Here is a 26,090-nt window from a genome sequence, read left to right on the forward strand (position 1 = left end):
TTACCTCATGTTTCTTAGGTTTTCTTTTAGGAGGGATTGGTAATGTCGTGACACATGAACCTCCTTGTGGGTCTGATAAAAGGAAATGGTGCCAGTTCCTGAAAAGGACTTGTCCACTGAGTAGATCTGACGGATGTTGGCGATGGTCGACTTGGATACTCGGCTAAAATAGTGAGGCAAGATGGTCTCCAACTCATAGAGTTTGAGCCGAACTTCATAGGCTTCTTTGTGGGTATGGGCGTAGATTTTGCTACCGTCGGTTTCAAAGAAGAGAATCTCTGACAGGTCTAGATAATATTCACCTGTCCCCTTGTAAAAAATCAACCTCGGAGCTGTTGACTCTTGCAAGAGCCGTTGCAAGTCCGCAATTTCATCTGTCAAAGCAGGGGTCTTGATGACAATTTCAGTTTCTTCTAAATTGCCGTCAATCTCAATTCGTAACTTCATCACATCTCCTTTCTGACTCTACTATATCAAAGCTAAATTAGGAAAACAAGGGGAAAAAAGCAAGTGGTCAATATGGAGCAGTAAGTGGTTGTCAGACTAGCTTGACTTACATGTCAGAATAGGTAGAAAAGGAACCCCCACACCAGACCACAAGCATAGCCAGCCAAGACATCTTTGGAATAATGAACACCCCCTAAAACCCTCACCAACCCCAACAAAGCTGAAAAGAGCAAGCATATCAATCCAACAGGTAGACTAGCATGCAGACAGGCCATGGAGATGATGGTTGCAGAAAAGACATGGCGACTAGGCATAGACTGCCCCGAACTATCCTTTTCAAGCAGGGGACTGATGTCCCAAGTTTCATAAGGTCGCGGGTGATTGATTTTCTTACGGAAAAGAGACAAAATTACAAAACCTGTTGCAGGAATAAGCAAATAAATCCCAACTTGCTGACCAAGTCCTAGTTGCAGGTAAGTGGTGGCTAGCAAGATCAGATAGACCATGGGCATGGCGACTGTCATCAAACGATTGAAACTGCGTAATAGAAATAAAAGGGTGGGATAGTTGGTTAGTCTGGAGCTGATATTTCGATACCATTCTTGATAATTTTTCATTAAATTTCTCATTCATTACCTTGTTTTTGTCTACTGGTGAGACATTTGTCTTCTAGTATAGTGCAGAAAAAGAAGACCGTCAAGCCTTCTTTTGATTTATTCTTCTGCTTCGTCTTCTGTAAATTGACTATTGTACAAGTCAGCGTAGAAGCCACCTCGTGCCATCAGTTCCTCATGGTTGCCTTGTTCGATGATATTGCCATCTTTCATGACAAGAATCAAGTCGGCATTACGAATAGTTGACAAGCGGTGGGCGATGACAAAGGAAGTTCTACCCTCCATCAAACGGTCCATGGCTTTTTGAATCAACTCCTCTGTCCGTGTGTCAACAGAAGAAGTCGCCTCATCCAAAATCAAGAGTGGCGCGTCCTTGAGCAAGGCACGAGCAATGGTCAAGAGCTGTTTTTGTCCAACAGACAAGGTTACGGTGTCATCCAAGATAGTATCGTAACCATCTGGCAAAGTCATGATAAAGTGGTGGATTCCCACAGCCTTGCTGGCTTCCATCATTCGTTCATCACTGATGTCTGTCTGATTATAGATCAGGTTCTCTCGAATCGTTCCTTCAAAGAGCCAAGTATCTTGCAAGACCATTGAAAAGGCATCGTGTACTTCTGAGCGTTTCATGTCCTTAGTATCCACGCTATCGATGCGGATACTTCCCTTATCTATCTCATAGAACTTCATCAAAAGATTGACAATGGTTGTCTTACCAGCTCCAGTCGGTCCAACAATCGCGACTTTCTGACCTGCATGAGCTGTCGCAGAAAAATCATGGATGATAGTGCGCTCTGGTGTATAGCCAAAGGACACATGATCAAAGACTACTTCCCCTTTCATATGGGCCAATTGTCTTTCCTTATGAGATTCATCCTGCATCTCTGCTTCAGCTAGAAATTCTAATACACGAGTCATGGCTGCACTCGCTTGTTGCAGGCTCGTAATCCCTTGGGCAATCTGTGACAGAGGTTGGGAGAAGGTCCGTACATAGACCATAAAGGCTACAATAATCCCGATACTGATATGCCCTTCTAGAGCAAGCGCTGCACCAACGATGATGACCAAGACATAACTAAAATTCCCAACAAAAATCATGGCTGGCATCATGATACCAGAGATAAACTGAGATTTCCAGATACTGTCATGCAAGTCTTGGTTTAAACCTGCAAATCTCGCTTTGGAGGTGTCCACTGCGTTGTAGCTAGTCACTACATTATGGCCAGAGTACATCTCTTCCACATAACCATTGACGGCCGCTAGATTATTTTGTTGGGCTTTAAAATAACCCTGTGACTTGGCCATGATTACGGAAACCACCGCAAAACCAACAAGGGTTGATACAACTGTTACCAATGCCAAAATCCAGTTCATCCCAAACATGGTCACCAAGACAGCAATCAACAAGAAACTAGCTGAAAGAACTGTCCCTAGACTTTGGTTGAGAGATTGCGCTGCTGTATCCACATCATTGGTCACGCGCGAAAGGGTATCTCCTTGTGAATGACGGTCAAAATAGCCAAGTGGCAAACGATTGATTTTTTCAGCGATTGCTGTCCGCAAGCGTTTTGAAAAATGCTGAATGCTCGTTGAAAAGATATAGGCCTGTGTATAATTAAGGATAGCTCCAAATACATACAGAACAACCAAAAATCCAGCAATGTTTGACACAGCTACCAAGTCGATTTCTGTAGCCAAGCCATCTGAAATCAAGTTAGTAATTTCTTTAATCTTAGTTGGACCATAAACGGTAATGATACTTGAAATGACTGCAGCCACAACTGCTATTAGGAGAGGGAGTTGGAGGCCTGCCATATAAGGTTTGCACTGTTTCCAGACCGAAACTTTTTTATTTTCCATGTTCCAATTCCTCCTTCGATAGTTGTGAGTAGGCAATTTCTTGGTAGACTTCATTGGTTGCAAGAAGTTCCTTGTGGGTGCCTTGTCCCACGACTTTACCTTGATCCAAAACTAAGATCAGGTCGGCGTCCATAATGGTAGAAATCCGTTGCGCTACGATGAGCTTGGTCATGGATTTTGTTTTCTCAGCTAGCTCTTGGCGAAGGACACGATCTGTCTTGTAGTCCAAGGCTGAGAAAGAGTCATCAAAGATGAGAATCTCTGGTTTACGAGCCAAGGCACGCGCAATGGCCAAACGCTGTCTTTGACCTCCTGAGAAGTTGGTTCCACCTTGGGCTACTTCTGATGCAAGACCTGCTTCCTTGTCCTCGATAAATGCTTTAGACTGGGCCAATTCAAGAGCTTGCCACATAGCAGCCTCGCTTAGAGGAGTTTCTTTGCTCTTACCAAAGTCCAAGTTCCCCTTGACATCTCCAGAAAAGAGGACTGCTTTTTGAGGAATATAGCCGACCTTATTGCGTAAATCTTCCAAGTCATAATCTTGCACATTGACACCATCAACTAGGATTTCTCCATCTGAAACGTCGTAAAAACGAGGCAAGAGGTTGACTAGGGTGGACTTACCTGATCCAGTCGATCCGATAAAGGCTACGGTTTGACCCGCTTCTGCTTTGAAAGTGACATGTTCCACGACTGCTTCTGAGTTTTTAGAGTAACGGAAAGTCACATCACGGAATTCCACTTGTCCTTGAACTGAAGGGTCCGCTGTCTGTGCATGACTAGGATTTTCAATAGAAGAATGCAGATCCAATACTTGATTGATACGTCCTGCCGAAACCAAGGTACGTGGAAGAACGATAAAGAGTGCTCCCATGAGAAGGAAGCCCATCACGACCTGCATAGCATAGGACATGAAGACCACCATATCACTAAAGAGCGGTAGACGTTCTGTCAAACTTGCATCGTTGATGATATAGGCACCAATCCAGTAAATAGCTAAACTTAGTCCACTGGAAATCGCCATCATAATCGGGTTCATAATAGCCATCAATCGATTGACAAAAAGATTGAGACGAGTGACTTCATCGTTGGCTACTTCAAATTTTTCATCTTGGTAATCTTCCGCATTGTATGCGCGAACAACTCGAATCCCAGTCAAACTTTCACGAGTGATGCTATTGAGTTTATCTGTCAATTTTTGGATGACCGATTGTTTTGGAAAGGCCAGAGTCATGAGAACGGTGGTCATCAAGACATTCACAATAACAGCCACAACGACCGCCCAGAGCCAGTATTCCGATTTCCCAAGGATTTTTCCAATGGCCCAGATAGCCATAATTGGCCCACGAGTGACCACTTGCAAGCCCATGGTAAAGAGCATCTGTACCTGGGTAATATCATTGGTCGTCCGAGTCAAGAGACTGGGGATTGAAAAACGTTTGATCTCTGTCTGCGAAAAATCTAAAACACGATGAAATACGTCTCTACGTAGATGGGTTGTATAGGATGCTGCAACACGAGCGGCAAAGAAACCAACCATAACAGATGAAAAGAAAGCCAATAAAGACAAACCAATCATCTTCGCAGCTGGTGACCAGAGTTCACCCAACTGCGTTCCAGACGTTCCCAGTAATTCTGTAATTTGCGAAATATAGGTCGGCACTTCTAACTCGAGATAGACCGAGAAACAAGTGAAAAGAATCGTAAGGACAATCATCCCCCACTCTTTTCCTGTAATACGTTTAGCGAGTTTCTTCATCTTCTCCTCCTATCTTCTCAACATTTTTTTGCAACTGACCGAGAACTTTTTCAAATATTGCCAAGTCTGACTTTGAAACACCCTCTAGCAGACTCTGATCAATCCGATCAAAAAAAGCCTTAACTTCTTGCATCTGCGAACGCGATTTATCCGTCAAACGAACAAATTTTGCTCGTTTATCACTTGGACTGGCCTCTAACTCGACCAAACCATTTTGTACCATGCGCTTGACTAAATTACTCGCCACAGATTTGGTAATATTGAGTTCCTGCTCGATATCTTTAATCAGGACCAATTCCTCTTTTTGCTCACAATGATCTAAAAAACGCAGAACCTGCCCTTGCGGTCCACCCATGAATTCAATGCCACATCGCTTGGCTTCTTTTTGTACCATCAGGTGAACCTGGTGCCCAAAACGTTTAAACATCAACATCGGCTTGTCCATGATTGCTCCTTTCTCACGATAAATATAGTTCTCTGGAGAACTAATTAAGTTTCTATGAGAACTATTCTATCACTTCCAGAAGAAATGTCAAGAAAAAAGTTTCCAAGAGAACTATTTTAGTTTAAATTGACATTAGGCAATATTTTTTCTATAATAAGCACTAACTACCGTGGATAGAAATCCATTCACTCGATGAAGGGAGAAAACTTTCAAATGAAACCAGAAGAACAAAAAGTTTTAGGGATTTTAGCAACTATTTTTGGAGCCATCGCACTTTTAGGGTCTTGGATTCCGTTTATTAACTATCTGTCTTTTTTCATCGCTATTGTCGCTTTGATCTTGGGCATTATCGGCCTTATCGTCAACCTTAAAAAACGGAAAACGATGGCCATTATCGGAACATCCCTAGCAATTGCTTCTGTTGTACTTTTCTTTACGACCCAGATACTTTACGCTAATGTCTACGAAGAGTTTGCCAGGGAGTTTAACCGTTCCTACAGCGAGGCAAGTGCCTCAATGGAGCGCGAAGAAGAAAGCGACTTGACAGATGATAGCGCCTATTCCATCCCAGAGGAGGAAGAAGACGATAACTTCACCTGGACCCAGGAACAGTTCGACGCCTTAATCGAAGGTGACCTTGATAACAAAGGAAAAGGTGGTACCAACTACAAGGATATTATCAAAAAACACGGACTACCAGACTCCGAGTTTGACTCCACTATCGGAGGCTATGATACGAGAAAAATCACCTATATCTCCATTGGTGACAAGATCAAGACTGTTACCTTAACTTTTGCAAAACAGGACAATGGACAACTCTTGCTCGTCCAAAAACATGCAGTCGGTCTAGGTCTAGAAAAAAGCAAGAAACAAAACGATTCTGAAACCAGAGTCTAAGTTCAAATATCAAAAAAACGAACAGCTAGTAAAACTGTTCGTTTTTCTATTAGAATCCATCTACGTTTGTGTAGATCTTTTGTACGTCTTCGTCGTCCTCAAGAACGCTGTAAAGTTTTTCAAAGGTTTCAAGGTCTTCGCCTGACAATTCCACTTCAGACTGAGGAATCATTTCCAATTCAGTCACTTGGAATTCTTCGATACCAGACTCACGAAGGGCAACGATAGCCTTGTGAAGGTCTGTTGGAGCTGTGTAAACAGTGATTGTTCCTTCTTCTGCTTCTACATCGTCCACATCCACATCTGCTTCTAGCAATTGCTCAAAGACTGCATCAGCGTCCTCACCCGCAAATACGATCACACCCTTGTTATCAAAGAGGTATGAAACTGAACCTGAAGCACCCATGTTTCCGCCGTTTTTACCAAAAGCTGCACGGACATTGGCTGCGGTACGGTTGACGTTTGAAGTCAAGGTATCCACAATCAACATAGAACCATTTGGTCCAAAACCTTCGTAACGTCCTTCTGTAAAGGTTTCGTCTGTGTTTCCTTTTGCTTTATCAATCGCTTTATCGATAACGTGTTTTGGCACTTGGGCTTGTTTCGCACGGTCGATAACGAATTTCAAAGCAGTGTTTGATTCTGGGTCTGGATCACCTTTTTTAGCTGCTACATAGATTTCTACACCAAATTTTGCATATACTTTAGAGTTAGCTCCATCTTTAGCCGTTTTCTTGGCTACGATATTGGCCCATTTACGTCCCATTAGGAATCTCCTTTTTTCACATTTTAATCTTTCTTATTATAACACAAGTTTTTTCGATTTTCACTAGAGGAAATGGATTTTATTCAGCAAATCCAGCTAGGATTGTCCTTTGGCTGCCAAGATTGCCTTGCCTTCTTTTATCAGGGGATGACGGAAAAGTGAAAAGTACAGTTGGGTGGTCATGGCAACCCAGATAAGGGGTTCACAAAGGATAACTCCCCTATACCCTGCCCAAGGGATAATCAAAACCACAAAAACGATTTTCCCGATTAGTTCTATAAAGCTGGAAACTAGAGGAAGGACTTTCTGCCCCAATCCCTGCAAGCAATTGCGATAAATCAGCAAAAGGCTCAAAATCGGATAAAAGACTGAACTGATTTGCAGGTAGAGAGTGCCATTTTCTACCAAGTAAGTATCTGTCGAACTGGCCAAGAAGGAAACCAAGGTGGGACTGGTAAAAAAGAGGAAAATACAAACAAAACCTGCCCAGGACATGCTCAAACGACTACCGATTCGAAGTCCTTGAACAATGCGGTCTGGTCGCTTAGCCCCGAGATTTTGAGAGGCAAAGGTCGGCATGGCAGAAGAAATAGCCGTCATCGGAAGCAGAGCAAAGGCCATAATGCGTCTAGCTGCTGTTTGAGCACTAATAATCACAGCTCCAAAGGTATTGACCGAAGATTGTAAAATCACGCTACCGATAGACACAATCGAACTCATCAAACCCATAGCCAAACCTTGTTCCAAGAGATCCGCATACAAAGCCTTGTTCCATTTAAAATGCTTGAATTGAGGGAGCAGTTCTGGAACACTCTTTCGGATATAATAAAAGCAGAGAACCACTGATAAGCCTTGCGAAATAATGGTAGCAAGACCCGCAGATTGAACTCCCAGATGCAGTTGCGTAATGAAATAGAGATCCAGAACCACATTGACTAAGGCAGAGAAAATCAGAAATCCAAGAGCCGCTAGACTATCACCAATGGACCGCAACAAGCCAGCAAAGAGATTATAGGCAAAACTGACACCGACACAGGTCACAATCATAGAAATATATTGATAGGATTGAGGAAGGATTTCTGCAGGGGTATCTAAATATTGCAAGAGTGGATACAGACCAACAAAGCCCATCAGCATGACCACAATGCTCAAAAGAGCACCTAAAATCCAAGTGGCTGCTACTGCTTCTTTAATTTTAGTGAAATTACGAGCCCCATAATAGCGGGCAATGACAATCCCCATGCCATTTCCAACACCAAGCGTAAAACCTATAATCAAGTCAAAAATGGCAGTTGTTGCCCCTACTGCAGCCAAGGAATCTTGACCAAGAAAACGCCCAACAATCAAGACGTCAGCTGTATTATAAAGCTGTTGGAAAATATTTGACAGCAAGATTGGAAAGGCAAAGCTTAACAGCGCAGGAAGAATAGGACCATGTATCAAGTCCACGGATCGTTTCTTATTCATAAAGCTATTATATCAGCTTTCCAGAGGACCGACAAGATTCTTTAACGAATCCTGAAATCAATTGCTTACAGAGAGACAATTTGCTATAATCAAGAAAAGGAGGTCACTTATGAGTTTGACCAGTCAATTAATAACCGATGTATTTCCTGATCTTGATAAGGTTGAAAAGCTAAACAAGGAAGCTTTCCCCGAGGAAGAACGAGTTCCTCTGTCAGAGTTCTTACGCTATCAGGACCGAGATGACGCCCACTTTTTTGCTTTTTATAACCAAGAAGAGTTTGTTGGCTTTGCCTTCTCCATCTCCAATCAAAAAGCCTTCTATATTAGCTTTTTTGCTATCATGCCCCACTTGAGAAGCCATGGGTATGGAAAAGAAATCATTGAAAAGCTGACTGATTTTTACCAGCGAACCATGTTGTTGGAAGTCGAGCGCTTGGATGAAGAATGCGATAACTTGGAGCAAAGAAAGGCCCGCATGGACTTCTATCGACAAAGTGGCTTTAAAACAGCCAATGCTTTCCTAGAGTACGATGATCTGAGTTTTGAAATCCTCTATCGTGGCGACCACTTTGACGAAGAAGCCTATCGCGACATCTTCCAGAAGTTGCAAGATGAACATTATTTTGACTTTCATATCGAATACCGTCGTTTTAGTGACCATTAGTTCTTTCATCTGGAATAAACATAAAAAGTAGCAGTTCCTATCTGCTACTTTTTATGTTATTCTTCGATTTCGATTTCAAGTCCATCGCCTAGGTCAAGTGTCACTTCTTGGTTAGGTGCTAGATCCTCAACGACAGAAGTAGGAGTTGTTCCTTCTTCATCTTCAATCAAGCCATATTGAACACGCACTTGATGGTCAATCTCATCAAAGACTTCTGGGTGATCTGCCAAGTATTTCTTAGCATTTTCAGAACCCTGACCGATCTTTTCATCCTTATAAGAGTACCAAGCTCCTGCTTTTTTGATGATATCCAAATCACTTGCAATCTTCAAGAGCTCACCGGTCTTAGAAATCCCTTCTCCGTACATAATTTCAACAAAGGCTTCCTTAAACGGTGGAGCCACCTTGTTTTTCACGACCTTGATCTTGGTTTCCTTACCGACATTGGTATCTTTTTGGTCACCAGTTCCCTTGATTTGTGTGCTTCCACGAACATCCAAACGGACTGAAGCGTAGAATTTCAGAGCACGTCCACCAGGAGTTGTTTCTGGGTTTCCAAACATGACTCCAACTTTTTCACGCAACTGGTTGATAAAAATGGCAATTGTTTTGGTTTTATTGATAGAAGCTCCGAGTTTACGCATGGCCTGGCTCATCATACGAGCCTGCAAACCAACGTGGCTATCTCCAATATCCCCATCAATTTCCGCACGAGGTACAAGGGCTGCAACTGAGTCGATAACGACGAGGTCAACTGCACCTGAGTCAATCAATTTTCCTGCAATTTCAAGACCTTGCTCCCCTGAATCTGGTTGTGACAAGAGCAATTCGTCAATGTTCACACCAAGGGCTGCAGCATAGGCTGGGTCAAGAGCATGTTCCGCATCGATAAAGGCTGCAATACCGCCTTCTTTTTGCGCCTGCGCCACCGCATGAAGGGCAACCGTTGTCTTACCAGAAGACTCTGGTCCATAGATTTCGATGATACGTCCTTTAGGATAACCACCTGAACCAAGAGCAATATCCAGAGCCAACGACCCTGAACTCATCACTTGCACTTTTTGCTCCGCACGTTCACCCAAACGCATGATTGAGCCTTTACCAAAGTCTTTCTCAATCAATTTCAGAGCATCGTTCAAGGCTTTTTCACGATCAGCTCCGAATTTTTTTGAAATTTCATCTAATTTTTTTGGTTTTTTCGCCATTCTATTCTCCTGTATTCTAATAGTCCTAAGACCTATTTACTATTATATCAAAAGTTAGTCACTTAATAAAGCCTTGCGAACTAGGTTAAAGGCATGCATGACCGCGATGTGACGTACATCTGCTCGACTCCGTCCTGCGATATTAGCCTTGATAACTTCTGTCCCTTTTGCATGTGCCAATCCGATAAAGACTGTCCCAGCTGGATGCCCCTCTAGGCTATCTGGCCCAGCCACACCCGTCAAACTGACTCCGTAGTCAGACTGAGTCTTGAGCCGTGCCTGCTCTGCCATCTTTTGAGCCGTAAACTCTGAGACAACCCCGTGTTCTTTCAGCTCTTGCTCGGAAATATCCAGCATCTTGGACTTTTCTTCTAGACTATATGTGACAAAACCACCATTAAAGATAGCAGAAACGCCTGAAAAGTTCGCTAAAGTAGCCTGAAAGAGGCCTGCCGTCAAGCTCTCTGCTGCAGTAATGCTTCTCTTTCTCTTCTTAAGCTCTTCTACAACGACACTTGCTAGGCTGGTCTCCTCCCCATATCCATAACAGATGTCTCGCAGAGAAAGTTCTTCGAAAGTCTGGCGATCTAAGATTTGATTTTCCAAGGTGTCCAATGCTTGATCAGCCTTTTCTTGACTGAGTGCTTTTGTGGACAAGCGCAAGGTCACCTCTCCCGTTTTGGCATAAGGTGCCAAGGTCGGATCGGTTTGATTATCAATCAAATCCGCCAAAATGGTCACCAACTGACTTTCACCAATCCCAAAGAAACGGAGCACACGTGAGTATAACTTGGTACCAGTCATTAACTTAGGTAAGAGCTGATTTAAGACCATGGGTTTCAGCTCACTAGGAGGTCCTGGAAGGACTACGTAAGTCACGCCATCCACTTCCGATACCCCTCCTACTGCTAAACCTGTCTCATTTGGCAGTGGAGTTGCCCCTTCTACAATTTGAGCTTGCCTCTCGTTATTGGGTGTCCGAGCATAGTCAGGTCTATGAGCAAAAAAGACATCCAGTTTCTCTTGCGCTTGAGGGTCAAACACTAAACCTTTTCCCAAAAATTTTGCCAGAGTTTGTTTGGTCAAATCATCCTCAGTTGGCCCTAAGCCCCCTGTCAAAATGACTAGACTACTACGCGAACTCGCAATCTCTAGCAAGGACATGAGACGCGCTTCATTATCTCCGACAGCTGTTTGGAAGTAGACATCTACTCCAATTTCTGCTAGCTTTTCTGATAAAAACTGTGCGTTGGTATTGACGATCTGCCCTGTTAAAATTTCCGTTCCTACAGCAATGATTTCTGCTTTCATCTTTCCTCCTACCTATCTATTCGAATTTTTTTGAAAAAATCGCAGGAAAGTCCCACGATTTGATTCTTTGTTTTATTCTATCTCTTCGTTTGAAGCATTTGTGGAAGGTGCTGTTCGACCATAAAGATTTTCATACAGAACAGCGTTGGTCTCCAACTCTGCTACGTCCTCTCTCCCTAGGGAACGACGCAAGAGATTTTGCATTTCCAGCATATGCTCTCTCGTTACGATTTGGTAAGAGATTCCTTGCAACTCAGCATCTTCACCACGAAGTTGATGAGTTTCGATGTTTTTAAAGGAATCTTGGTAACCAAGTAGTTGTGGGATACTGGAGGCAGACAAATCAACATTTGTCTGCATATTATCACTAAGCGCTTTTAAGATAGCTTGATAATGACTGATACTATTGAGGCTCAAGACCTTTTCCATAATCTTTTGAATGACTTCACGTTGACGTTTTTGACGACCATAGTCTCCCTCAGGATCCTGATAACGCATCCGTGAATAGACCAGAGCTTCCTCACCATTCAAAGTTTGCTCACCGACTCCAATCGAGATTTTATTAAATTCTTCCTGATCAGCAATCGAAATTGGAAAACCGAGTGTGTTGTTGACTGTGATGCCCCCAACTGCATCAACTAGCTGTTGGAGTCCTTGCATGTTGACCATCACATAACGATCAATATGAATGTTCATCATTTTTTGAATGGTTGAAATAGCCAACTCTGCACCGCCATTGGCATAGGCAGCATTGAGTTTCGCTTCCTGAACTTGGCCATTTCCAGTCTCAATCTTGGTCAAAATATCCCGTTCTAAACTCATCATAGTGGTTTTCTTGGTTTTCGGATTGACTGTCAGAAGAATCATGGAATCACTATTCCCCGCCCAAGGGTCTGTACGTTCTACATTTCCCGTATCTACCCCCATCAAAAGAATGGTCAAAGGCTCAGTCGCCTCAATCACGTTGGTTTCTTCACCAATTTTCTTATAAGTTTTTTTACTTAAGGTTTCAGTTCCTTGATAATAAATAGTATAGGCATACGCACCCACACCTAAAGCCGTTACTGCTAGAAAAGCTAGTAGCATTCCGATTATTTTTTTTACCATCTTATCATTTATCTATCAGTCTACCCATCAGGTAAACGTCTAAAAATATCCCTTCTTTTAAATAGGCTCCTCTTTCTTGTAAGCCTTCTGTAACAAATCCAAATTTTGAATAGAGGTGGATAGCCGCCTCGTTGCGCTTTTGTACACTGAGCTGCAAACGACGCAGAACTCCACTGGTTTTAGCCCACTCAATTCCCTCTTCAAGGAGTATGCTTCCTAAGCCATGATTCCAAAACTTCCTTTGGATGACCAAAAAGATATCCCCGATGTGACGAATCCGTATACGTTGCTCTGCCGTGATGTTCAAAACACCTGCAATTTCATGATTCAGGAGGGCTAGGAGAGTGATTTGGTTATCTGAAGTCGCTTGCTTTTCAATAAAAAGCACTATTTCAGATTCTGTCATCAGGATACCATTTTCATCCAGACTGGTGAAATCTGTCTCCTGTCCAACTAAATCCAAGAATGCAACCAAAGCAGCCGCATCCTGAACTTCAGCCTCACGAATACAAAGTTCATACTCCATCTTGAAGCTCCTTGATCAATTCCTCAGCACGAGAACCCTGAGCGGCAAAATAGAGGCGACGACCCTCAGCCTCTTTCAAGAGTTCCAACTCCAAGTAGGAATCTGGCAAATCCTCACCCAAAAGATGTCCCCACTCGATAACGGTCACACCACCACCAAAGAGAAACTCATCCAAGTCAATCGAATCAGCATCCCCCTCAATCCGATAGACATCCAAGTGGTAGAGCGGAAGGCGACCCTCATACTCTCTCACGATGGTGTAGGTTGGACTTTTGATCATCTGACGAATCCCCAAGCCCTTGGCAAGACCCTTTGTAAAGGTTGTTTTACCAGCACCCAATTCTCCGGACAAGATCAAAACATCATTTTTTTGGAGCAAGGTTCCTAGGCGTTCTCCCAGATTGATCAGCTCTTCTTCATTTTTTGTGTACATGCTACTATTATACCAAAAAGTTCTATTTTATGTAAATTTTCTTTACAAACTTACTATAACAACTTTGGTAAAATAAGGGATTTTTATTGATAGAAAAGTGTTTTTAAAAAAATATACACATGACGCTAACAAGTAAAATATCTCGGATTACGTGACCGTAAAAGGAAAATTCTCTTCTCATAGATTTTGGAAATAAAAACCGAGCAAAAATGAAGCCTAAACCAACATAAAAAACAATGGATAAAACTGTCATTGGATTTCTCAAGAACAGCAAGGTTGCGAGAACTGTCAGGACAACTGTTTTTTTCTTATTGAGAGTGTTTCCCAAATCTCGGCTGTATTTTTCAAGCGGTAAAAAGACAAGTAAATCAATCCCAAACAAGAAAAAGAAGGAAGGCAAGAAAAGATCTACCAACTCTTGCTGAACAGCTGTCTGTGTTAAAATAGTCTCCGACAACACCAGACAGACGCCTACTAGGTTTAAAACCAACAAGATACTATAAAATAGTTTCACTTTTTTCTGACTGTTTATAATGCTATGAACATTCTGATCTCGAGTATAAAAGAAATTCATCCCTGCGCACAGACCTGATGCCAATACGATAAACACTAGAAAATAGGCGCTTGATTGCTTTAAGGTTAAGATGGCTCCCTTCCACAGTAAACAGCTACTCAGACTAATCTGGATCAAAGCCAGCAACAATAAGATGCGAATTGATTTTATCATTTTCAGTTCTCCCTTCGTATACATGATTATACTCTGCGAGAAAGATAAAAATTCCCCTCTCTTCTCAAATGTCCAATTTTGACGCTCAACTGACAAAAATGAAAAACAGTTGAAGCGATTTGAGAGATATTGCGTCGTGCTCACCTAACCCCAATAAACAGAAGAGTAAAACAAAAGAGAACCCAAAGGTTCTCTCGTTTGCTTTTATTCTACTGTTTCTTCAACTTGGATTTCCACAGTTTCGTCTACTGGAGCATTTTCTGTCTCTTCTTGTTCTGGAGCCAGATATGCTGCTTCATTGATAGCCTGTGGTTCAAGGTTACGGTAGCGAGCCATACCAGTACCTGCTGGGATAATCTTACCGATGATAACATTTTCCTTGAGTCCAAGGAGATGGTCTTTCTTACCACGGATGGCCGCATCTGTAAGGACACGGGTTGTTTCCTGGAAGGAAGCCGCTGACAAGAAACTGTTGGTTTCAAGTGAGGCTTTGGTGATCCCCATAAGAACTGGGCGACCAGTCGCTGGAACTCCACCTGCGATAAGGACGTCTTTGTTGGCGTCTGTAAAGTCGTTGATATCCATGAGGGTACCCATGAGAAGATCTGTGTCACCTGGATCCATGACACGAACTTTACGGATCATTTGACGAACCATTACCTCGATGTGTTTGTCACCGATTTCTACCCCTTGGCTACGGTAAACTTTTTGTACTTCACCGAGGAGGTAGGTTTCAACTGACAAGACATCGCGAACAGCAAGGAGACGTTTTGGTTGGATAGATCCTTCTGTAAGGGCTGCACCGCGAGAGACTTGGTCTCCAACTTCAACACGCATACGGGCTGTAAATGGAACCACGTACTCACCTTCGCCAGTTTCACCCTTAACAAAGACTTTCTTGGTACGAGTTGATGCATCTTCTTCGATAGCAGTAACTTGCCCTTTGACTTCTGTGATGACCGCTTCCCCTTTAGGATTGCGGGCTTCAAAGATTTCTTGGACACGAGGAAGACCCTGAGTGATATCGGTATTTGAGGCAACCCCACCTGTGTGGAAGGTACGCATTGTAAGCTGTGTACCAGGTTCCCCGATAGATTGGGCAGCGATTGTACCAACTGCTTCACCAACTTCAACCGCATCACCTGTCGCCAAGTTGATACCGTAACAGTGACGGCAGACACCATGACGAGTGTTACATGTAAATACGGAACGGATAGTAACTTCTTCCACGCCAGCATTGACAATTTCACGCGCCTTGTCTTCTGTAATCAACTCATTTGGACCGATGATCACTGCACCAGTTTCTGGGTGTTTAACAGTTTTCTTCGTGTAACGACCATTGAGGCGCTCTTCGAGAGACTCGATCATCTCTTTTCCTTCTGCGATAGAGCGGATCAAGAGACCACGGTCTGTGCCACAGTCGTCCTCACGGATGATAACGTCTTGGGCAACGTCAACCAAACGACGAGTCAAGTAACCTGAGTCGGCTGTCTTAAGGGCCGTATCGGTCATACCCTTACGGGCACCGTGAGTTGAGAAGAACATTTCAAGTACTGACAAACCTTCGCGGAAGTTTGAAAGGATTGGCAATTCCATGATACGTCCGTTCGGAGCGGCCATCAGACCACGCATACCGGCAAGCTGTGAGAAGTTTGAGATGTTACCACGGGCTCCAGAGTCCATCATCATAACGATTGGGTTCTTAGGATCTTGGTTGGCAACCAAACGTTTCTCCAATTTTTCACGGGCAGCACGCCATTCAGCTGTAACAGCGTTGTAGCGCTCGTCGTCTGTAATCATACCACGACGGAATTGTTTGGTGATTTGCTCTACACGTTTGTGTGATTCTTCGATGATTTCAGCCTTGTCTTCAACGACTGGGATATCGGCAATACCCACTGTCAAACCTGCAAGAGTTGAGTGGTGGTAACCGAGGTTCTTCATGCGGTCAAGTAGGGCAGAAGTTTCTGTCGTACGGAAACGTTTGAAGATTTCAGCGATGATATTCCCAAGATTTTTCTTCTTGAATGGAGGATTGAGTTCAAGATTGCTGATTGCTTCCTTGATATCTCCACCTAGTGGCAAGAAGTATTTAGCTGGAACACCTTCTGTTAAGTTGGCATTTGTTGGTTCTTGCAAGTAAGGCAGACCCTCTGGCATGATGTCGTTGAAGAGGATTTTACCAACTGTTGTCAGCAAGACCTTGTGTTTTTGTTCTTCAGTCCAAGGTTTGTTGAGGCTGTCTGTCGCGATACCAACACGTGAGTGGAGGTGAACATAGCCATTGCGGTAAGCCATAACAGCTTCGTCACGGTCTTTGAAGACCATTCCTTCACCTTCACGACCAGCTTCTTCCATCGTCAAGTAGTAGTTACCCAAAACCATGTCCTGAGATGGGGTAACAACTGGTTTACCATCTTTCGGGTTCAAGATGTGCTCAGCAGCGAGCATGAGGATACGAGCTTCTGCTTGAGCCTCTTCTGAAAGCGGTACGTGGATGGCCATTTGGTCCCCGTCAAAGTCGGCATTGTAGGCTTCACAGACAAGCGGGTGCAAACGAAGGGCCTTACCATCGATCAAGACTGGCTCGAAGGCTTGGATACCCAAACGGTGAAGGGTCGGTGCGCGGTTCAAAAGGACTGGGTGTTCTTTGATTACTTCTTCGAGGATATCCCAGATACGTTCATCTCCACGTTCTACCAAGCGTTTAGCCGCTTTAACGTTTTGCACGATGTCACGGGCAACGATTTCACGCATCACAAATGGTTTAAAGAGCTCGATCGCCATTTCGCGTGGCACACCACATTGGTACATCTTAAGAGTTGGACCAACAGCGATAACGGAACGTCCTGAGAAGTCAACACGTTTACCGAGCAAGTTTTGACGGAAGCGTCCTTGTTTACCTTTGAGCATGTGACTCAATGATTTTAGTGGACGGCTACCTGGTCCTGTGATTGGACGACCACGACGACCATTGTCAATCAAAGCGTCAACCGCTTCTTGAAGCATACGCTTCTCATTTTGAACGATGATACCTGGTGCATTCAACTCAAGCAAACGAGCCAAACGGTTGTTACGGTTGATAACACGGCGGTAAAGGTCGTTCAAGTCAGATGAGGCAAAACGGCCACCATCCAACTGCAACATTGGACGGAGATCTGGTGGAATAACTGGGAGGATGTTAAGAACCATCCATTCAGGTTTGTTCCCAGACTTGTAAAAGGCATCCAAAACATCCAAACGACGGATAGCTTTGACACGTTTTTGTCCAGTAGCTGTTTTCAACTCTTCTTTAAGTTCAGTAATTTCTTTTTCAAGATCTACTTGTTTCAAAAGGTCTTGGATGGCTTCGGCACCCATCTTGGCAACGAATGATCCATAGCCATACTCACGCAAGCGCTCACGGTATTCGCGCTCTGTCATGATAGACTTGTGCTCAAGTGGTGTATCCTTAGGATCAATCACCACATAAGCCGCAAAGTAGATAACTTCCTCGAGGGCACGAGGGCTCATATCAAGGGTCAAGCCCATACGGCTTGGAATCCCCTTGAAATACCAGATGTGAGATACAGGAGCTTTCAACTCGATGTGCCCCATACGCTCACGACGAACTTTTGTACGCGTTACTTCAACCCCACAGCGGTCACAAACAATCCCTCTGTAACGAATGCGTTTGTACTTACCACAAGCACATTCCCAGTCTTTTGTAGGACCAAAGATGACTTCGTCAAAGAGTCCTTCACGTTCTGGTTTCAAGGTACGGTAATTGATTGTTTCAGGTTTTTTGACTTCTCCATAAGACCATGAACGGACTTTGCTTGGAGAAGCTAGGGTGATTTGCATACTTTTAAAACGATTTACATCAACCACTATTTCTTCCCTTTCTATTCTAAGTGAACTGCTTATTCTTGTTCAGCAGTTTCTTCTGTTGCTTCCGCTTTTGTTGCTTTCTCTGCTTCTTCAGCTTCAAAGGCTGCTTTAGCCTCTTGGGCTGCTTTTTCGCGGGCTTTTTCAAGGTCATCTACGTGGATGACATCTTCGTCCATTCCTTCATCCAAGTCGCGAAGTTCCACTTCTTGGTCATCTTCGTCAAGGACACGCATGTCAAGACCAAGAGATTGCAATTCTTTCACAAGAACTCGGAATGATTCTGGAACACCTGGTTTTGGAATTGGTTTTCCTTTTGTAATAGCTTCATAAGCTCTCAAACGTCCGTTAATATCGTCAGACTTGTAAGTCAAGATTTCTTGAAGGACATTTGACGCACCGTAGGCTTCAAGGGCCCAAACCTCCATCTCACCGAAACGTTGTCCACCAAACTGAGCTTTACCTCCAAGTGGCTGTTGGGTAACGGTTGAGTAAGGCCCGACTGAACGCGCGTGCAATTTATCATCAACCATGTGGTGGAGTTTGATCATGTACATGACACCAACTGATACACGGTTGTCAAATGGTTCACCAGTACGGCCATCGTAAAGGATTGTCTTGGCATCGCTATCCATACCTGCTTCTTTGACAGTGTCCCAAAGGTCTTCAGAACTTGCTCCGTCAAAGACTGGTGTTGCGATGTGGATACCAAGAGTACGTGCTGCCATACCAAGGTGGAGCTCCATAACCTGACCGATATTCATACGTGATGGCACCCCAAGTGGGTTCAACATGATATCAACTGGAGTTCCGTCTGGAAGGTAAGGCATGTCTTCTACAGGAACGATACGAGAGACAACCCCTTTGTTTCCGTGACGTCCGGCCATCTTATCTCCGACCTTGATCTTACGTTTTTGAGCGATGTAGACGCGAACCAGCATGTTAACGCCTGATTGCAACTCATCTCCATTTGCACGTGTAAAGATCTTAACATCACGAACGACACCATCGGCACCGTGTGGTACACGAAGAGAAGTATCACGCACTTCACGAGACTTGTCTCCGAAGATAGCGTGCAAGAGACGTTCTTCAGCTGAAAGATCTTTTTCACCTTTAGGCGTTACTTTACCTACAAGGATATCGCCTTCTTTAACCTCGGCACCAATACGGATAATTCCCATTTCGTCAAGGTTTTTAAGGGCATCTTCCCCAACGTTTGGAATCTCACGAGTAATTTCTTCAGGCCCAAGCTTTGTATCGCGCGTTTCTGATTCGTATTCTTCAAGGTGGACAGATGTGTAGACATCGTCTTTCACCAAGCGTTCGCTCATGATAACGGCATCTTCGAAGTTGTAACCTTCCCATGTCATGTAGGCAACGATTGGGTTTTGTCCAAGCGCCATTTCTCCATTTTCCATAGAAGGTCCATCTGCGATAAAGTCGCCTTTTTCTACAAGATCACCAACTTTAACAAGCGTACGTTGGTTGTAGGCAGTACCTGAGTTTGAACGACGGAATTTTTGGATGTGGTAAACATCTAGCGAACCATCTTCACGGCGTACTTCTACCTTGTCAGCATCTGCGTAAGTAACTTTACCACCATACTGAGCAATAACAGCAGCACCAGAGTCATGAGCTGCTTGGTATTCCATACCAGTACCAACGTAAGGAGCTTTTGGATCAATCAATGGCACAGCCTGACGTTGCATGTTGGCACCCATGAGGGCACGGTTGGAGTCATCGTTTTCCAAGAAAGGAATACATGCAGTCGCAACGGCAACTACCTGTTTTGGTGACACGTCCATGTAGTCAACCACTTCTGCTGGATACTCTTGGTTGACCCCTTGGTGACGTCCCATGACAACTTTCTCAGCAAAAGTACCATCTTCGTTGAGGCGAGAGTTAGCCTGTGCTACAGTAAATTCATCTTCTTCATCGGCTGTCAACCAAACGATTTCGTTGGTAACAACACCTGTTTCACGGTCAACCTTACGGTATGGTGTTTGAACAAAACCATATTTGTTCAAGTGCCCGTAAGATGACAAGTTATTGATCAAACCGATGTTAGGTCCTTCAGGTGTCTCGATTGGACACATACGACCATAGTGAGTGTAGTGCACGTCACGTACTTCATATCCAGCACGGTCACGTGTCAAACCACCAGGCCCTAAGGCTGACAAACGGCGTTTGTGAGACAACTCAGAAAGCGGGTTGTGTTGGTCCATGAACTGTGACAACTGTGATGAACCAAAGAATTCTTTAACCGCAGCTGTTACAGGACGGATATTGATGATTTGTTGTGGTGTTAAAACTTCATTGTCCTGAACAGACATACGTTCACGGACATTACGTTCCATACGAGAAAGTCCAAGACGTACTTGGTTAGCAAGCAATTCACCAACTGCACGGATACGACGGTTTCCAAGGTGGTCGATATCATCCACACGGCCGATACCTTCCGCCAAGTTGAGGAAGTAGCTCATCTCTGCAAGGATATCTGCAGGAGTTACAACACGAACCTTGTCGTCTGGATTGGCATTTCCGATGATGGTTACAACACGGTCTGGGTCTGTTGGGGCAACAACCTTGAATTTTTGAAGGACAACAGGTTCTGTCAGAACAGCTGCATCGTTTGGAATATAAACGATCTTGTTCAAGTCGCCATCCAAGTGACTCTCGATACTTTCAATCACGCTACGAGTCATAACGGTACCAGCTTCTACCAAGATTTCACCAGTTTCAGGGTCTACCAATGGCTCCGCAATGGTTTGGTTAAGCAAGCGTGTTTTGATGTTGAGTTTTTTATTGATCTTGTAACGACCAACAGCTGCCAAATCGTAGCGGCGTGGATCGAAGAAACGTGCGACAAGCAAGCTACGTGAGCTTTCAGCAGTCTTAGGCTCACCTGGACGAAGCCGTTCGTAGATTTCTTTCAAGGCCTCGTCTGTACGAGAGTCCATTGGATTCTTGTGGATATCTTTTTCAACAGTATTGCGAACCAATTCGCTATCACCAAAGATATCAAAGATTTCATCATCACCTGAGAAACCAAGCGCACGAACCAAGGTCGTAAATGGAATCTTACGAGTACGGTCAATACGAGTATAGGCGATGTCTTTTGAGTCGCTTTCAAGTTCCAACCAAGCCCCACGGTTAGGAATGACAGTTGAACCGTAGCCTACTTTACCGTTCTTGTCTACTTTGTCATTAAAGTAAACACCTGGTGAGCGGACCAACTGAGAAACGATAATACGTTCACCACCATTGATGATGAAAGTACCCATTTCGGTCATGATTGGGAAATCACCAAAGAAGACTTCTTGAGTCTTGATTTCGCCTGTTTCTTTATTGATCAAGCGGAAGGTTACAAAAATTGGTGCTGAGTAGCTAGCATCGTGGATACGTGCTTCTTCGAGCGTGTATTTTGGTTCCTTGATTTCATAGCCAACAAATTCTAACTCCATTGTGTCTGTGAAGTTTGAAATTGGCAATACATCTTCAAAAACTTCCTTGAGACCGTGGTCTAGGAAATCCTTGAATGAATCCGTTTGAATTTCAATCAAATTTGGTAAGTCAAGAACTTCTTTGATTCTTGAAAAACTACGACGGGTACGATGTTTCCCGTATTGAACGTCATGTCCTGCCAAGATGATTCTCCTTTGTAAATAAATTCCAAGCCTTATCAATCAGGCTTTTCTAATCGTCATATGGTTTTAAAAACCCCTATCACCATGTCCCTTTGATGAATTTTCAGAATCTTTAAATCTTTGTTACAAGCACTCGAAAACCTGAAAAAAAGCACAAAAAGAGCAGCTAAATCTGACTTTTTCAGAAGATTTAACTGCTGTGAGCCTTGTCTGGACAATATTTCAGACAAAACCGACGACAAATGATTATTTATATTATACCCTATTTAGCCAGATTTTTCAAGGTTTTTTTACTATTTTTTAAACAATCTTTTCCTATATATTATTTTAAAATTTCAAGAGAATGAAGCATTATATTTTCTCTCAAAAACTAGGAAAACGCTTGCACTAATATTTACCTCGTGCTATACTGATAAGGAACAACTACACAAGGAGAATTGTGATGAAAAAGATCCCATCTCAAACTGAGAAAAAAATGATTTACGGTATCCGTTCCTTGAAGAACGGAACTGGTTCTGTCCTTATTGGTGCTAGCATTGTCTTGCTTTCTGCTACAATGCCAACTATTTCGGCCAACGAAAACCTTCCTCAAACTCAGGAAAATACCAGCGCTGTGACCAAGGCCCCTACTGAGACTGAAATTAGTCAAACTCAAACGGGAACGCCTATTTCTGAACAAAAGAATGCAAACGCTTCCCTGGACGCTAAAAAAGAAGCTCCAGCTGTGGAAACTACTACAGCACCAGAAACACCTAAAACAGAAGATACTACTACAAGCCAAGCTAACAGCAAGGAAGAGAAAGTAAATGCCAGCACTTCGACGCCAACTTCAGATCAAAAACCACAAGCTGATACATCCTCTGAAGAACCCATCGCAGACAACCACTTCCGCATCCATGTAAAAAAACTCCCTGAAGAAAACAAAGATTCTCAAGGTCTTTGGACTTGGGACGATGTTGAAAAACCGTCTGAAAACTGGCCCAATGGAGCCAAGTCCTTCAAGGATGCCAAGCAAGATGACTACGGCTATTATCTAGATGTCAAACTCAAAAATGTGCAAGCCAAGAAAGTCAGCTTCCTTATCAACAATACCAAGGGGGATAACCTGACAGGGGATCGTTCTGTAGAGCGCCTCTCTCCAAAAATGAACGAGGCCTGGCTAGATGAAAACTACAAGGTATACAACTACCGCCCTCAACCAGCAGGAACTATTCGTGTCAACTACTATCGCACCGATGGCAACTATGACAAAAAATCTCTCTGGTATTGGGGCGATGTCAGAAATCCAAGCAGTGGAGAATGGCCTGACGGTACTGACTTTACCGCAACTGGAAAATATGGCCGTTACATTGATATCCCACTCAATGAAGCTGCGAGAGAATTTGGATTTTTATTACTAGACGAAAGCAAGAAAGGCGATGATGTGAAAATCAGAAAAGAAGATTATAAATTCACTGATCTAAAAAATCACAGTCAGATTTTCCTCAAAGATGATGACGAAACCATCTATACCAACCCCTACTACGTTCACGATATCCGTATGACTGGTGCCCAACACGTGGCTAAATCTCGTATCGAAAGCAGTTTTTCTACCCTCGTTGGAGCTAAGAAAGACGATATCCTCAAACACTCCAGCATCACTGATTACCAAGGGAATAAAGTAGCTATCACAGACGTGGAAGTGGATGAGGCAGGTAAAAAAGTGACCTATATCGGCGACTTCTCTGACACCCAACACCCTTACACTGTCAGCTACAATTCAGATCGCTTTACCACACGTTCAAGCTGGCGCCTCAAGGATGAGTCCTACAGTTACGATGGTCCACTCGGCGCAACTCTAAAAGAAGATGGCAAGCGTGTTGACCTCACCCTCTGGTCTCCAAGCGCTGATAAGGTTTCCGTTGTCGTATATGACAAGAAAGATCCTGAAAAAGTAGTCGGAACTGTTGCCCTTGAAAAAGGAGAAAAAGGCACCTGGAAACAAACTCTGGATGTAAACTCTGGTCTCGGTATCAGCAACTACACTGGCTATTACTACCACTACCAAATCGAGCGACAAGGTAAAACTGTCCTCGTTCTTGACCCTTATGCCAAATCATTAGCGGCTTGGAACAGTGACCTAGCAAAAACAGATGCCGCTCATAAGGTCGCTAAAGCTGCCTTTGTCGATCCAGCGAAGTTAGGTCCGCAAGACTTGACCTATGGGAAGATTCACAACTTCAAATCGCGTGAAGATGCCGTCATCTATGAGGCTCATGTACGTGACTTCACTTCGGATCCTGCCATCGCAAAAGACTTGACCAAACCATTTGGTACCTTTGAAGCCTTTATCGAAAAACTAGACTATCTCAAAGACTTGGGTGTGACTCATATCCAGCTCCTTCCAGTCTTGTCTTACTACTTTGTCAATGAATTGAAGAACCAAGAACGTTTGTCTGCCTACGCTTCAAGCAACAGCAACTACAACTGGGGATATGACCCTCAAAACTACTTCTCCTTGACTGGTATGTACTCAAGCGATCCTAAGGATCCAGAAAAACGTATTGCCGAATTCAAAAACCTCATCAACGAAATCCACAAACGTGGCATGGGGGCCATCTTGGACGTGGTCTACAACCATACTGCCAATGTTGACATTTTTGAAGATATTGAGCCAAACTACTATCACTTTATGGACGCAGACGGAACTCCACGTACTAGCTTTGGAGGCGGTCGTTTGGGAACAACCCACTACATGTCTAAACGTGTCTTGGTAGACTCTATCAAGTATCTGGTTGAAACCTACAAAGTGGATGGCTTCCGCTTCGATATGATGGGTGATCACGATGCGGCTTCAATCGAAGAAGCATATAAGGCTGCACGCGCCCTCAATCCAAATCTTATCATGCTAGGTGAAGGCTGGAGAACCTATACTGGCGATGAAAATACGCCTGTACAACCTGCTGACCAAGATTGGATGAAGAAAACAGATACTGTCGCTGTCTTTTCAGACGACATCCGCAACAACCTCAAGTCTGGCTATCCAAACGAAGGTCAACCTGCCTTTATCACAGGTGGCAAACGCGATATCAATACCATCTTTAAAAATCTCATTGCCCAACCAACAAACTTTGAGGCTGACAATCCTGGAGATGTTATCCAGTATATCGCAGCCCATGATAACTTGACTCTCTTTGACATCATTGCCCAGTCTATCAAAAAAGACCCAAGCAAGGCTGAGAACTACGCTGAAATCCATCGCCGTTTGCGACTTGGAAACCTCATGGTCTTGACTGCTCAAGGAACTTCGTTTATCCACTCTGGTCAGGAATACGGACGTACCAAACAATTCCTTGATCCAGCCTACAAGACTCCTGTCTCAGAGGATAAGGTTCCAAACAAGTCTCACTTATTGCGTGATAAGGACGGCAAACCATTTGTCTATCCTTACTTTATCCATGACTCTTACGACTCTAGTGATGCTGTCAACAAGTTTGATTGGACCAAAGCTACAGATAGCAAAGCATATCCTGAAAATGTCAAGAGCCGTGACTACATGAAAGGATTGATCGCTCTTCGTCAATCTACAGACGCCTTCCGACTCAAGAGTCTACAAGATATCAAAGAGCGCGTCCGACTCATCACTGTCCCAGGCCAAAATGGTGTTGAAAAAGAAGACGTGGTCATCGGCTACCAAATCACTGCTCCAAATGGAGATGTCTACGCTGTCTTTGTCAATGCGGATAGTAAGGCTCGCGAATTCAACTTGGGAACTGCCTTTGCTCACTTGAGAAAGGCTGAAGTCCTCGCAGATGAAAATCAAGCCGGACCAGTAGGAATCGCTAAACCTCAAGGTCTCGAATGGACTGAAAAAGGCTTGAAATTAAACGCTCTCACTGCCGTTGTTCTCCGCTTGTCTCAAGGTGGTGCTATTGTCGCTCCAGCTGTGGAAGAAAAACCAGAATTTGATCTTTCTAGCTTGAAAGTTGAACCAGAACAAGGCCAAGCTCAAAACCTAGCAGCCAATCCTGAAACTCAAGAAACTGCTGCAGAGGCTCACTCTCAGAACCTCCTTCCAAACACAGGTACTGAGAACAAATCCCTTCTTGCCCTTGCTGGATTCAGCATCCTTGCCCTTCTCGGACTTGGATGGTTGATAAAAAACAAGAAAAAGAACTAATACTCAATGAAAATCAAAGAGTAAACTAGAAAGCTAGCCGCAGGCTGCTCAAAGCACAGCTTTGAGGTTGTAGATAAGGCGAAGCTGACGTGGTTTAAAGAGATTTTCGAGGAGTATAACCTAGCCCTCCTATAGAGAAAACACCCCATGGTTAGAAGAATCTTCTAGTCATGGGGTGTTGTTTGCAGA

General features: G+C 43.7%; 18 protein-coding genes. 3 read left to right on the forward strand and 15 right to left on the reverse strand.

Going from position 1 to position 26,090, the window contains the following annotated elements:
* From HMPREF0850_RS12190 to HMPREF0850_RS12210, 5 genes are all read right to left on the reverse strand, one after another.
* Positions 1–447, reverse strand: a complete 447-nt coding sequence (locus HMPREF0850_RS12190) for a LytTR family DNA-binding domain-containing protein (protein ID WP_000776584.1) — start codon at positions 445–447, stop codon at positions 1–3.
* A 113-nt stretch (positions 448–560) separates the two neighbouring features.
* Entirely contained in the window at positions 561–1,064 is a 504-nt protein-coding gene (locus HMPREF0850_RS12195) for a phosphatase PAP2 family protein (protein WP_000800930.1), read from the reverse strand.
* A gap of 96 nt (positions 1,065–1,160) precedes the next feature.
* Positions 1,161–2,921 carry an ABC transporter ATP-binding protein gene (locus tag HMPREF0850_RS12200; RefSeq protein ID WP_000428389.1) on the reverse strand — a complete coding sequence of 587 codons (1,761 nt, stop codon included), beginning with the start codon at positions 2,919–2,921 and terminating at the stop codon, positions 1,161–1,163.
* Positions 2,911–4,680 carry an ABC transporter ATP-binding protein gene (locus HMPREF0850_RS12205; protein ID WP_000731804.1) on the reverse strand — a complete coding sequence of 590 codons (1,770 nt, stop codon included), beginning with the start codon at positions 4,678–4,680 and terminating at the stop codon, positions 2,911–2,913. The genes HMPREF0850_RS12200 and HMPREF0850_RS12205 overlap by 11 nt, the downstream gene beginning before the upstream one ends.
* A complete protein-coding gene (locus HMPREF0850_RS12210; protein WP_000360523.1) occupies positions 4,664–5,125 on the reverse strand; it encodes a MarR family winged helix-turn-helix transcriptional regulator in 462 nt (153 codons plus the stop codon). The genes HMPREF0850_RS12205 and HMPREF0850_RS12210 overlap by 17 nt, the downstream gene beginning before the upstream one ends.
* Before the next feature lie 192 nt (positions 5,126–5,317).
* Between HMPREF0850_RS12210 and HMPREF0850_RS12215 the strand changes: the two genes are divergently transcribed.
* Positions 5,318–6,022 (forward strand): CD20-like domain-containing protein, encoded by a 705-nt coding sequence (locus tag HMPREF0850_RS12215; RefSeq protein ID WP_000675581.1) that lies wholly within the window; start codon positions 5,318–5,320, stop codon positions 6,020–6,022.
* A gap of 49 nt (positions 6,023–6,071) precedes the next feature.
* On the opposite strand, the gene HMPREF0850_RS12220 is transcribed toward HMPREF0850_RS12215, so the two are convergent.
* On the reverse strand, positions 6,072–6,788 hold the full coding sequence (locus HMPREF0850_RS12220) for a YebC/PmpR family DNA-binding transcriptional regulator (protein ID WP_000532894.1): 717 nt from the start codon (positions 6,786–6,788) through the stop codon (positions 6,072–6,074).
* 96 nt (positions 6,789–6,884) lie between these two features.
* Positions 6,885–8,255 carry an MATE family efflux transporter gene (locus tag HMPREF0850_RS12225; protein WP_009014108.1) on the reverse strand — a complete coding sequence of 457 codons (1,371 nt, stop codon included), beginning with the start codon at positions 8,253–8,255 and terminating at the stop codon, positions 6,885–6,887.
* 109 nt (positions 8,256–8,364) lie between these two features.
* On the opposite strand from HMPREF0850_RS12225, the gene HMPREF0850_RS12230 reads away from it, so the two are divergent.
* The gene (locus tag HMPREF0850_RS12230; protein WP_000060282.1) at positions 8,365–8,919 is read left to right on the forward strand and encodes a GNAT family N-acetyltransferase; all 555 of its coding nucleotides are present in this window, start codon (positions 8,365–8,367) and stop codon (positions 8,917–8,919) included.
* A 56-nt stretch (positions 8,920–8,975) separates the two neighbouring features.
* Here HMPREF0850_RS12230 and recA read toward each other — a convergent pair whose 3' ends face one another.
* The 8 genes from recA to rpoB form a co-directional block, all read right to left on the reverse strand.
* Positions 8,976–10,124: a recombinase RecA gene (recA, locus tag HMPREF0850_RS12235; RefSeq protein ID WP_001085442.1), complete on the reverse strand. Its 1,149-nt coding sequence runs from the start codon at positions 10,122–10,124 to the stop codon at positions 8,976–8,978.
* A 54-nt stretch (positions 10,125–10,178) separates the two neighbouring features.
* The gene (locus tag HMPREF0850_RS12240; RefSeq protein ID WP_000642699.1) at positions 10,179–11,435 is read right to left on the reverse strand and encodes a competence/damage-inducible protein A; all 1,257 of its coding nucleotides are present in this window, start codon (positions 11,433–11,435) and stop codon (positions 10,179–10,181) included.
* Between the two features lie 72 nt (positions 11,436–11,507).
* On the reverse strand, positions 11,508–12,542 hold the full coding sequence (gene lytR / locus HMPREF0850_RS12245) for a glycopolymer--peptidoglycan transferase LytR (RefSeq protein WP_009014109.1): 1,035 nt from the start codon (positions 12,540–12,542) through the stop codon (positions 11,508–11,510).
* A 4-nt stretch (positions 12,543–12,546) separates the two neighbouring features.
* Entirely contained in the window at positions 12,547–13,068 is a 522-nt protein-coding gene (locus HMPREF0850_RS12250; protein WP_000455526.1) for a GNAT family N-acetyltransferase, read from the reverse strand.
* A complete protein-coding gene (gene tsaE / locus HMPREF0850_RS12255; RefSeq protein WP_000288226.1) occupies positions 13,058–13,501 on the reverse strand; it encodes a tRNA (adenosine(37)-N6)-threonylcarbamoyltransferase complex ATPase subunit type 1 TsaE in 444 nt (147 codons plus the stop codon). Before tsaE ends, HMPREF0850_RS12250 begins: the two co-directional genes overlap by 11 nt.
* A 103-nt stretch (positions 13,502–13,604) precedes the next feature.
* Complete coding sequence (locus HMPREF0850_RS12260; RefSeq protein ID WP_009014110.1) at positions 13,605–14,228, reverse strand: hypothetical protein; 624 nt, start codon at positions 14,226–14,228, stop codon at positions 13,605–13,607.
* Between the two features lie 204 nt (positions 14,229–14,432).
* Positions 14,433–18,098, reverse strand: coding sequence for a DNA-directed RNA polymerase subunit beta' (gene rpoC, locus HMPREF0850_RS12265; RefSeq protein ID WP_000228787.1), 3,666 nt, complete (start codon positions 18,096–18,098; stop codon positions 14,433–14,435).
* Positions 18,099–18,130: 32 nt separating this feature from the next.
* Positions 18,131–21,742: a DNA-directed RNA polymerase subunit beta gene (gene rpoB, locus HMPREF0850_RS12270; protein ID WP_000907159.1), complete on the reverse strand. Its 3,612-nt coding sequence runs from the start codon at positions 21,740–21,742 to the stop codon at positions 18,131–18,133.
* Positions 21,743–22,184: 442 nt separating this feature from the next.
* Here rpoB and HMPREF0850_RS12275 point away from each other — a divergent pair, with 442 nt between their 5' ends.
* Entirely contained in the window at positions 22,185–25,901 is a 3,717-nt protein-coding gene (locus HMPREF0850_RS12275; protein ID WP_000723759.1) for a pullulanase, read from the forward strand.
* The last annotated feature ends 189 nt before the right edge of the window (positions 25,902–26,090 follow it).

Origin of the sequence: Streptococcus sp. M143 (genome assembly GCF_000162495.1) — a bacterium.
Taxonomy (GTDB): Bacteria; Bacillota; Bacilli; order Lactobacillales; family Streptococcaceae; genus Streptococcus; species Streptococcus dentisani.

Excerpts from the sequence above, each read along its gene's own strand:
- HMPREF0850_RS12190 (WP_000776584.1), bottom strand. The coding sequence starts at position 447 with ATGAAGTTACGAATTGAGATTGACGGCAATTTAGAAGAAACTGAAATT.
- HMPREF0850_RS12195 (WP_000800930.1), bottom strand. The coding sequence starts at position 1,064 with ATGAAAAATTATCAAGAATGGTATCGAAATATCAGCTCCAGACTAACC.
- HMPREF0850_RS12200 (WP_000428389.1), bottom strand. The coding sequence starts at position 2,921 with ATGGAAAATAAAAAAGTTTCGGTCTGGAAACAGTGCAAACCTTATATG.
- HMPREF0850_RS12205 (WP_000731804.1), bottom strand. The coding sequence starts at position 4,680 with ATGAAGAAACTCGCTAAACGTATTACAGGAAAAGAGTGGGGGATGATT.
- HMPREF0850_RS12210 (WP_000360523.1), bottom strand. The coding sequence starts at position 5,125 with ATGGACAAGCCGATGTTGATGTTTAAACGTTTTGGGCACCAGGTTCAC.
- HMPREF0850_RS12215 (WP_000675581.1), top strand. The coding sequence starts at position 5,318 with ATGAAGGGAGAAAACTTTCAAATGAAACCAGAAGAACAAAAAGTTTTA.
- HMPREF0850_RS12220 (WP_000532894.1), bottom strand. The coding sequence starts at position 6,788 with ATGGGACGTAAATGGGCCAATATCGTAGCCAAGAAAACGGCTAAAGAT.
- HMPREF0850_RS12225 (WP_009014108.1), bottom strand. The coding sequence starts at position 8,255 with ATGAATAAGAAACGATCCGTGGACTTGATACATGGTCCTATTCTTCCT.
- HMPREF0850_RS12230 (WP_000060282.1), top strand. The coding sequence starts at position 8,365 with ATGAGTTTGACCAGTCAATTAATAACCGATGTATTTCCTGATCTTGAT.
- recA (WP_001085442.1), bottom strand. The coding sequence starts at position 10,124 with ATGGCGAAAAAACCAAAAAAATTAGATGAAATTTCAAAAAAATTCGGA.
- HMPREF0850_RS12240 (WP_000642699.1), bottom strand. The coding sequence starts at position 11,435 with ATGAAAGCAGAAATCATTGCTGTAGGAACGGAAATTTTAACAGGGCAG.
- lytR (WP_009014109.1), bottom strand. The coding sequence starts at position 12,542 with ATGGTAAAAAAAATAATCGGAATGCTACTAGCTTTTCTAGCAGTAACG.
- HMPREF0850_RS12250 (WP_000455526.1), bottom strand. The coding sequence starts at position 13,068 with ATGGAGTATGAACTTTGTATTCGTGAGGCTGAAGTTCAGGATGCGGCT.
- tsaE (WP_000288226.1), bottom strand. The coding sequence starts at position 13,501 with ATGTACACAAAAAATGAAGAAGAGCTGATCAATCTGGGAGAACGCCTA.
- HMPREF0850_RS12260 (WP_009014110.1), bottom strand. The coding sequence starts at position 14,228 with ATGATAAAATCAATTCGCATCTTATTGTTGCTGGCTTTGATCCAGATT.
- HMPREF0850_RS12275 (WP_000723759.1), top strand. The coding sequence starts at position 22,185 with ATGAAAAAGATCCCATCTCAAACTGAGAAAAAAATGATTTACGGTATC.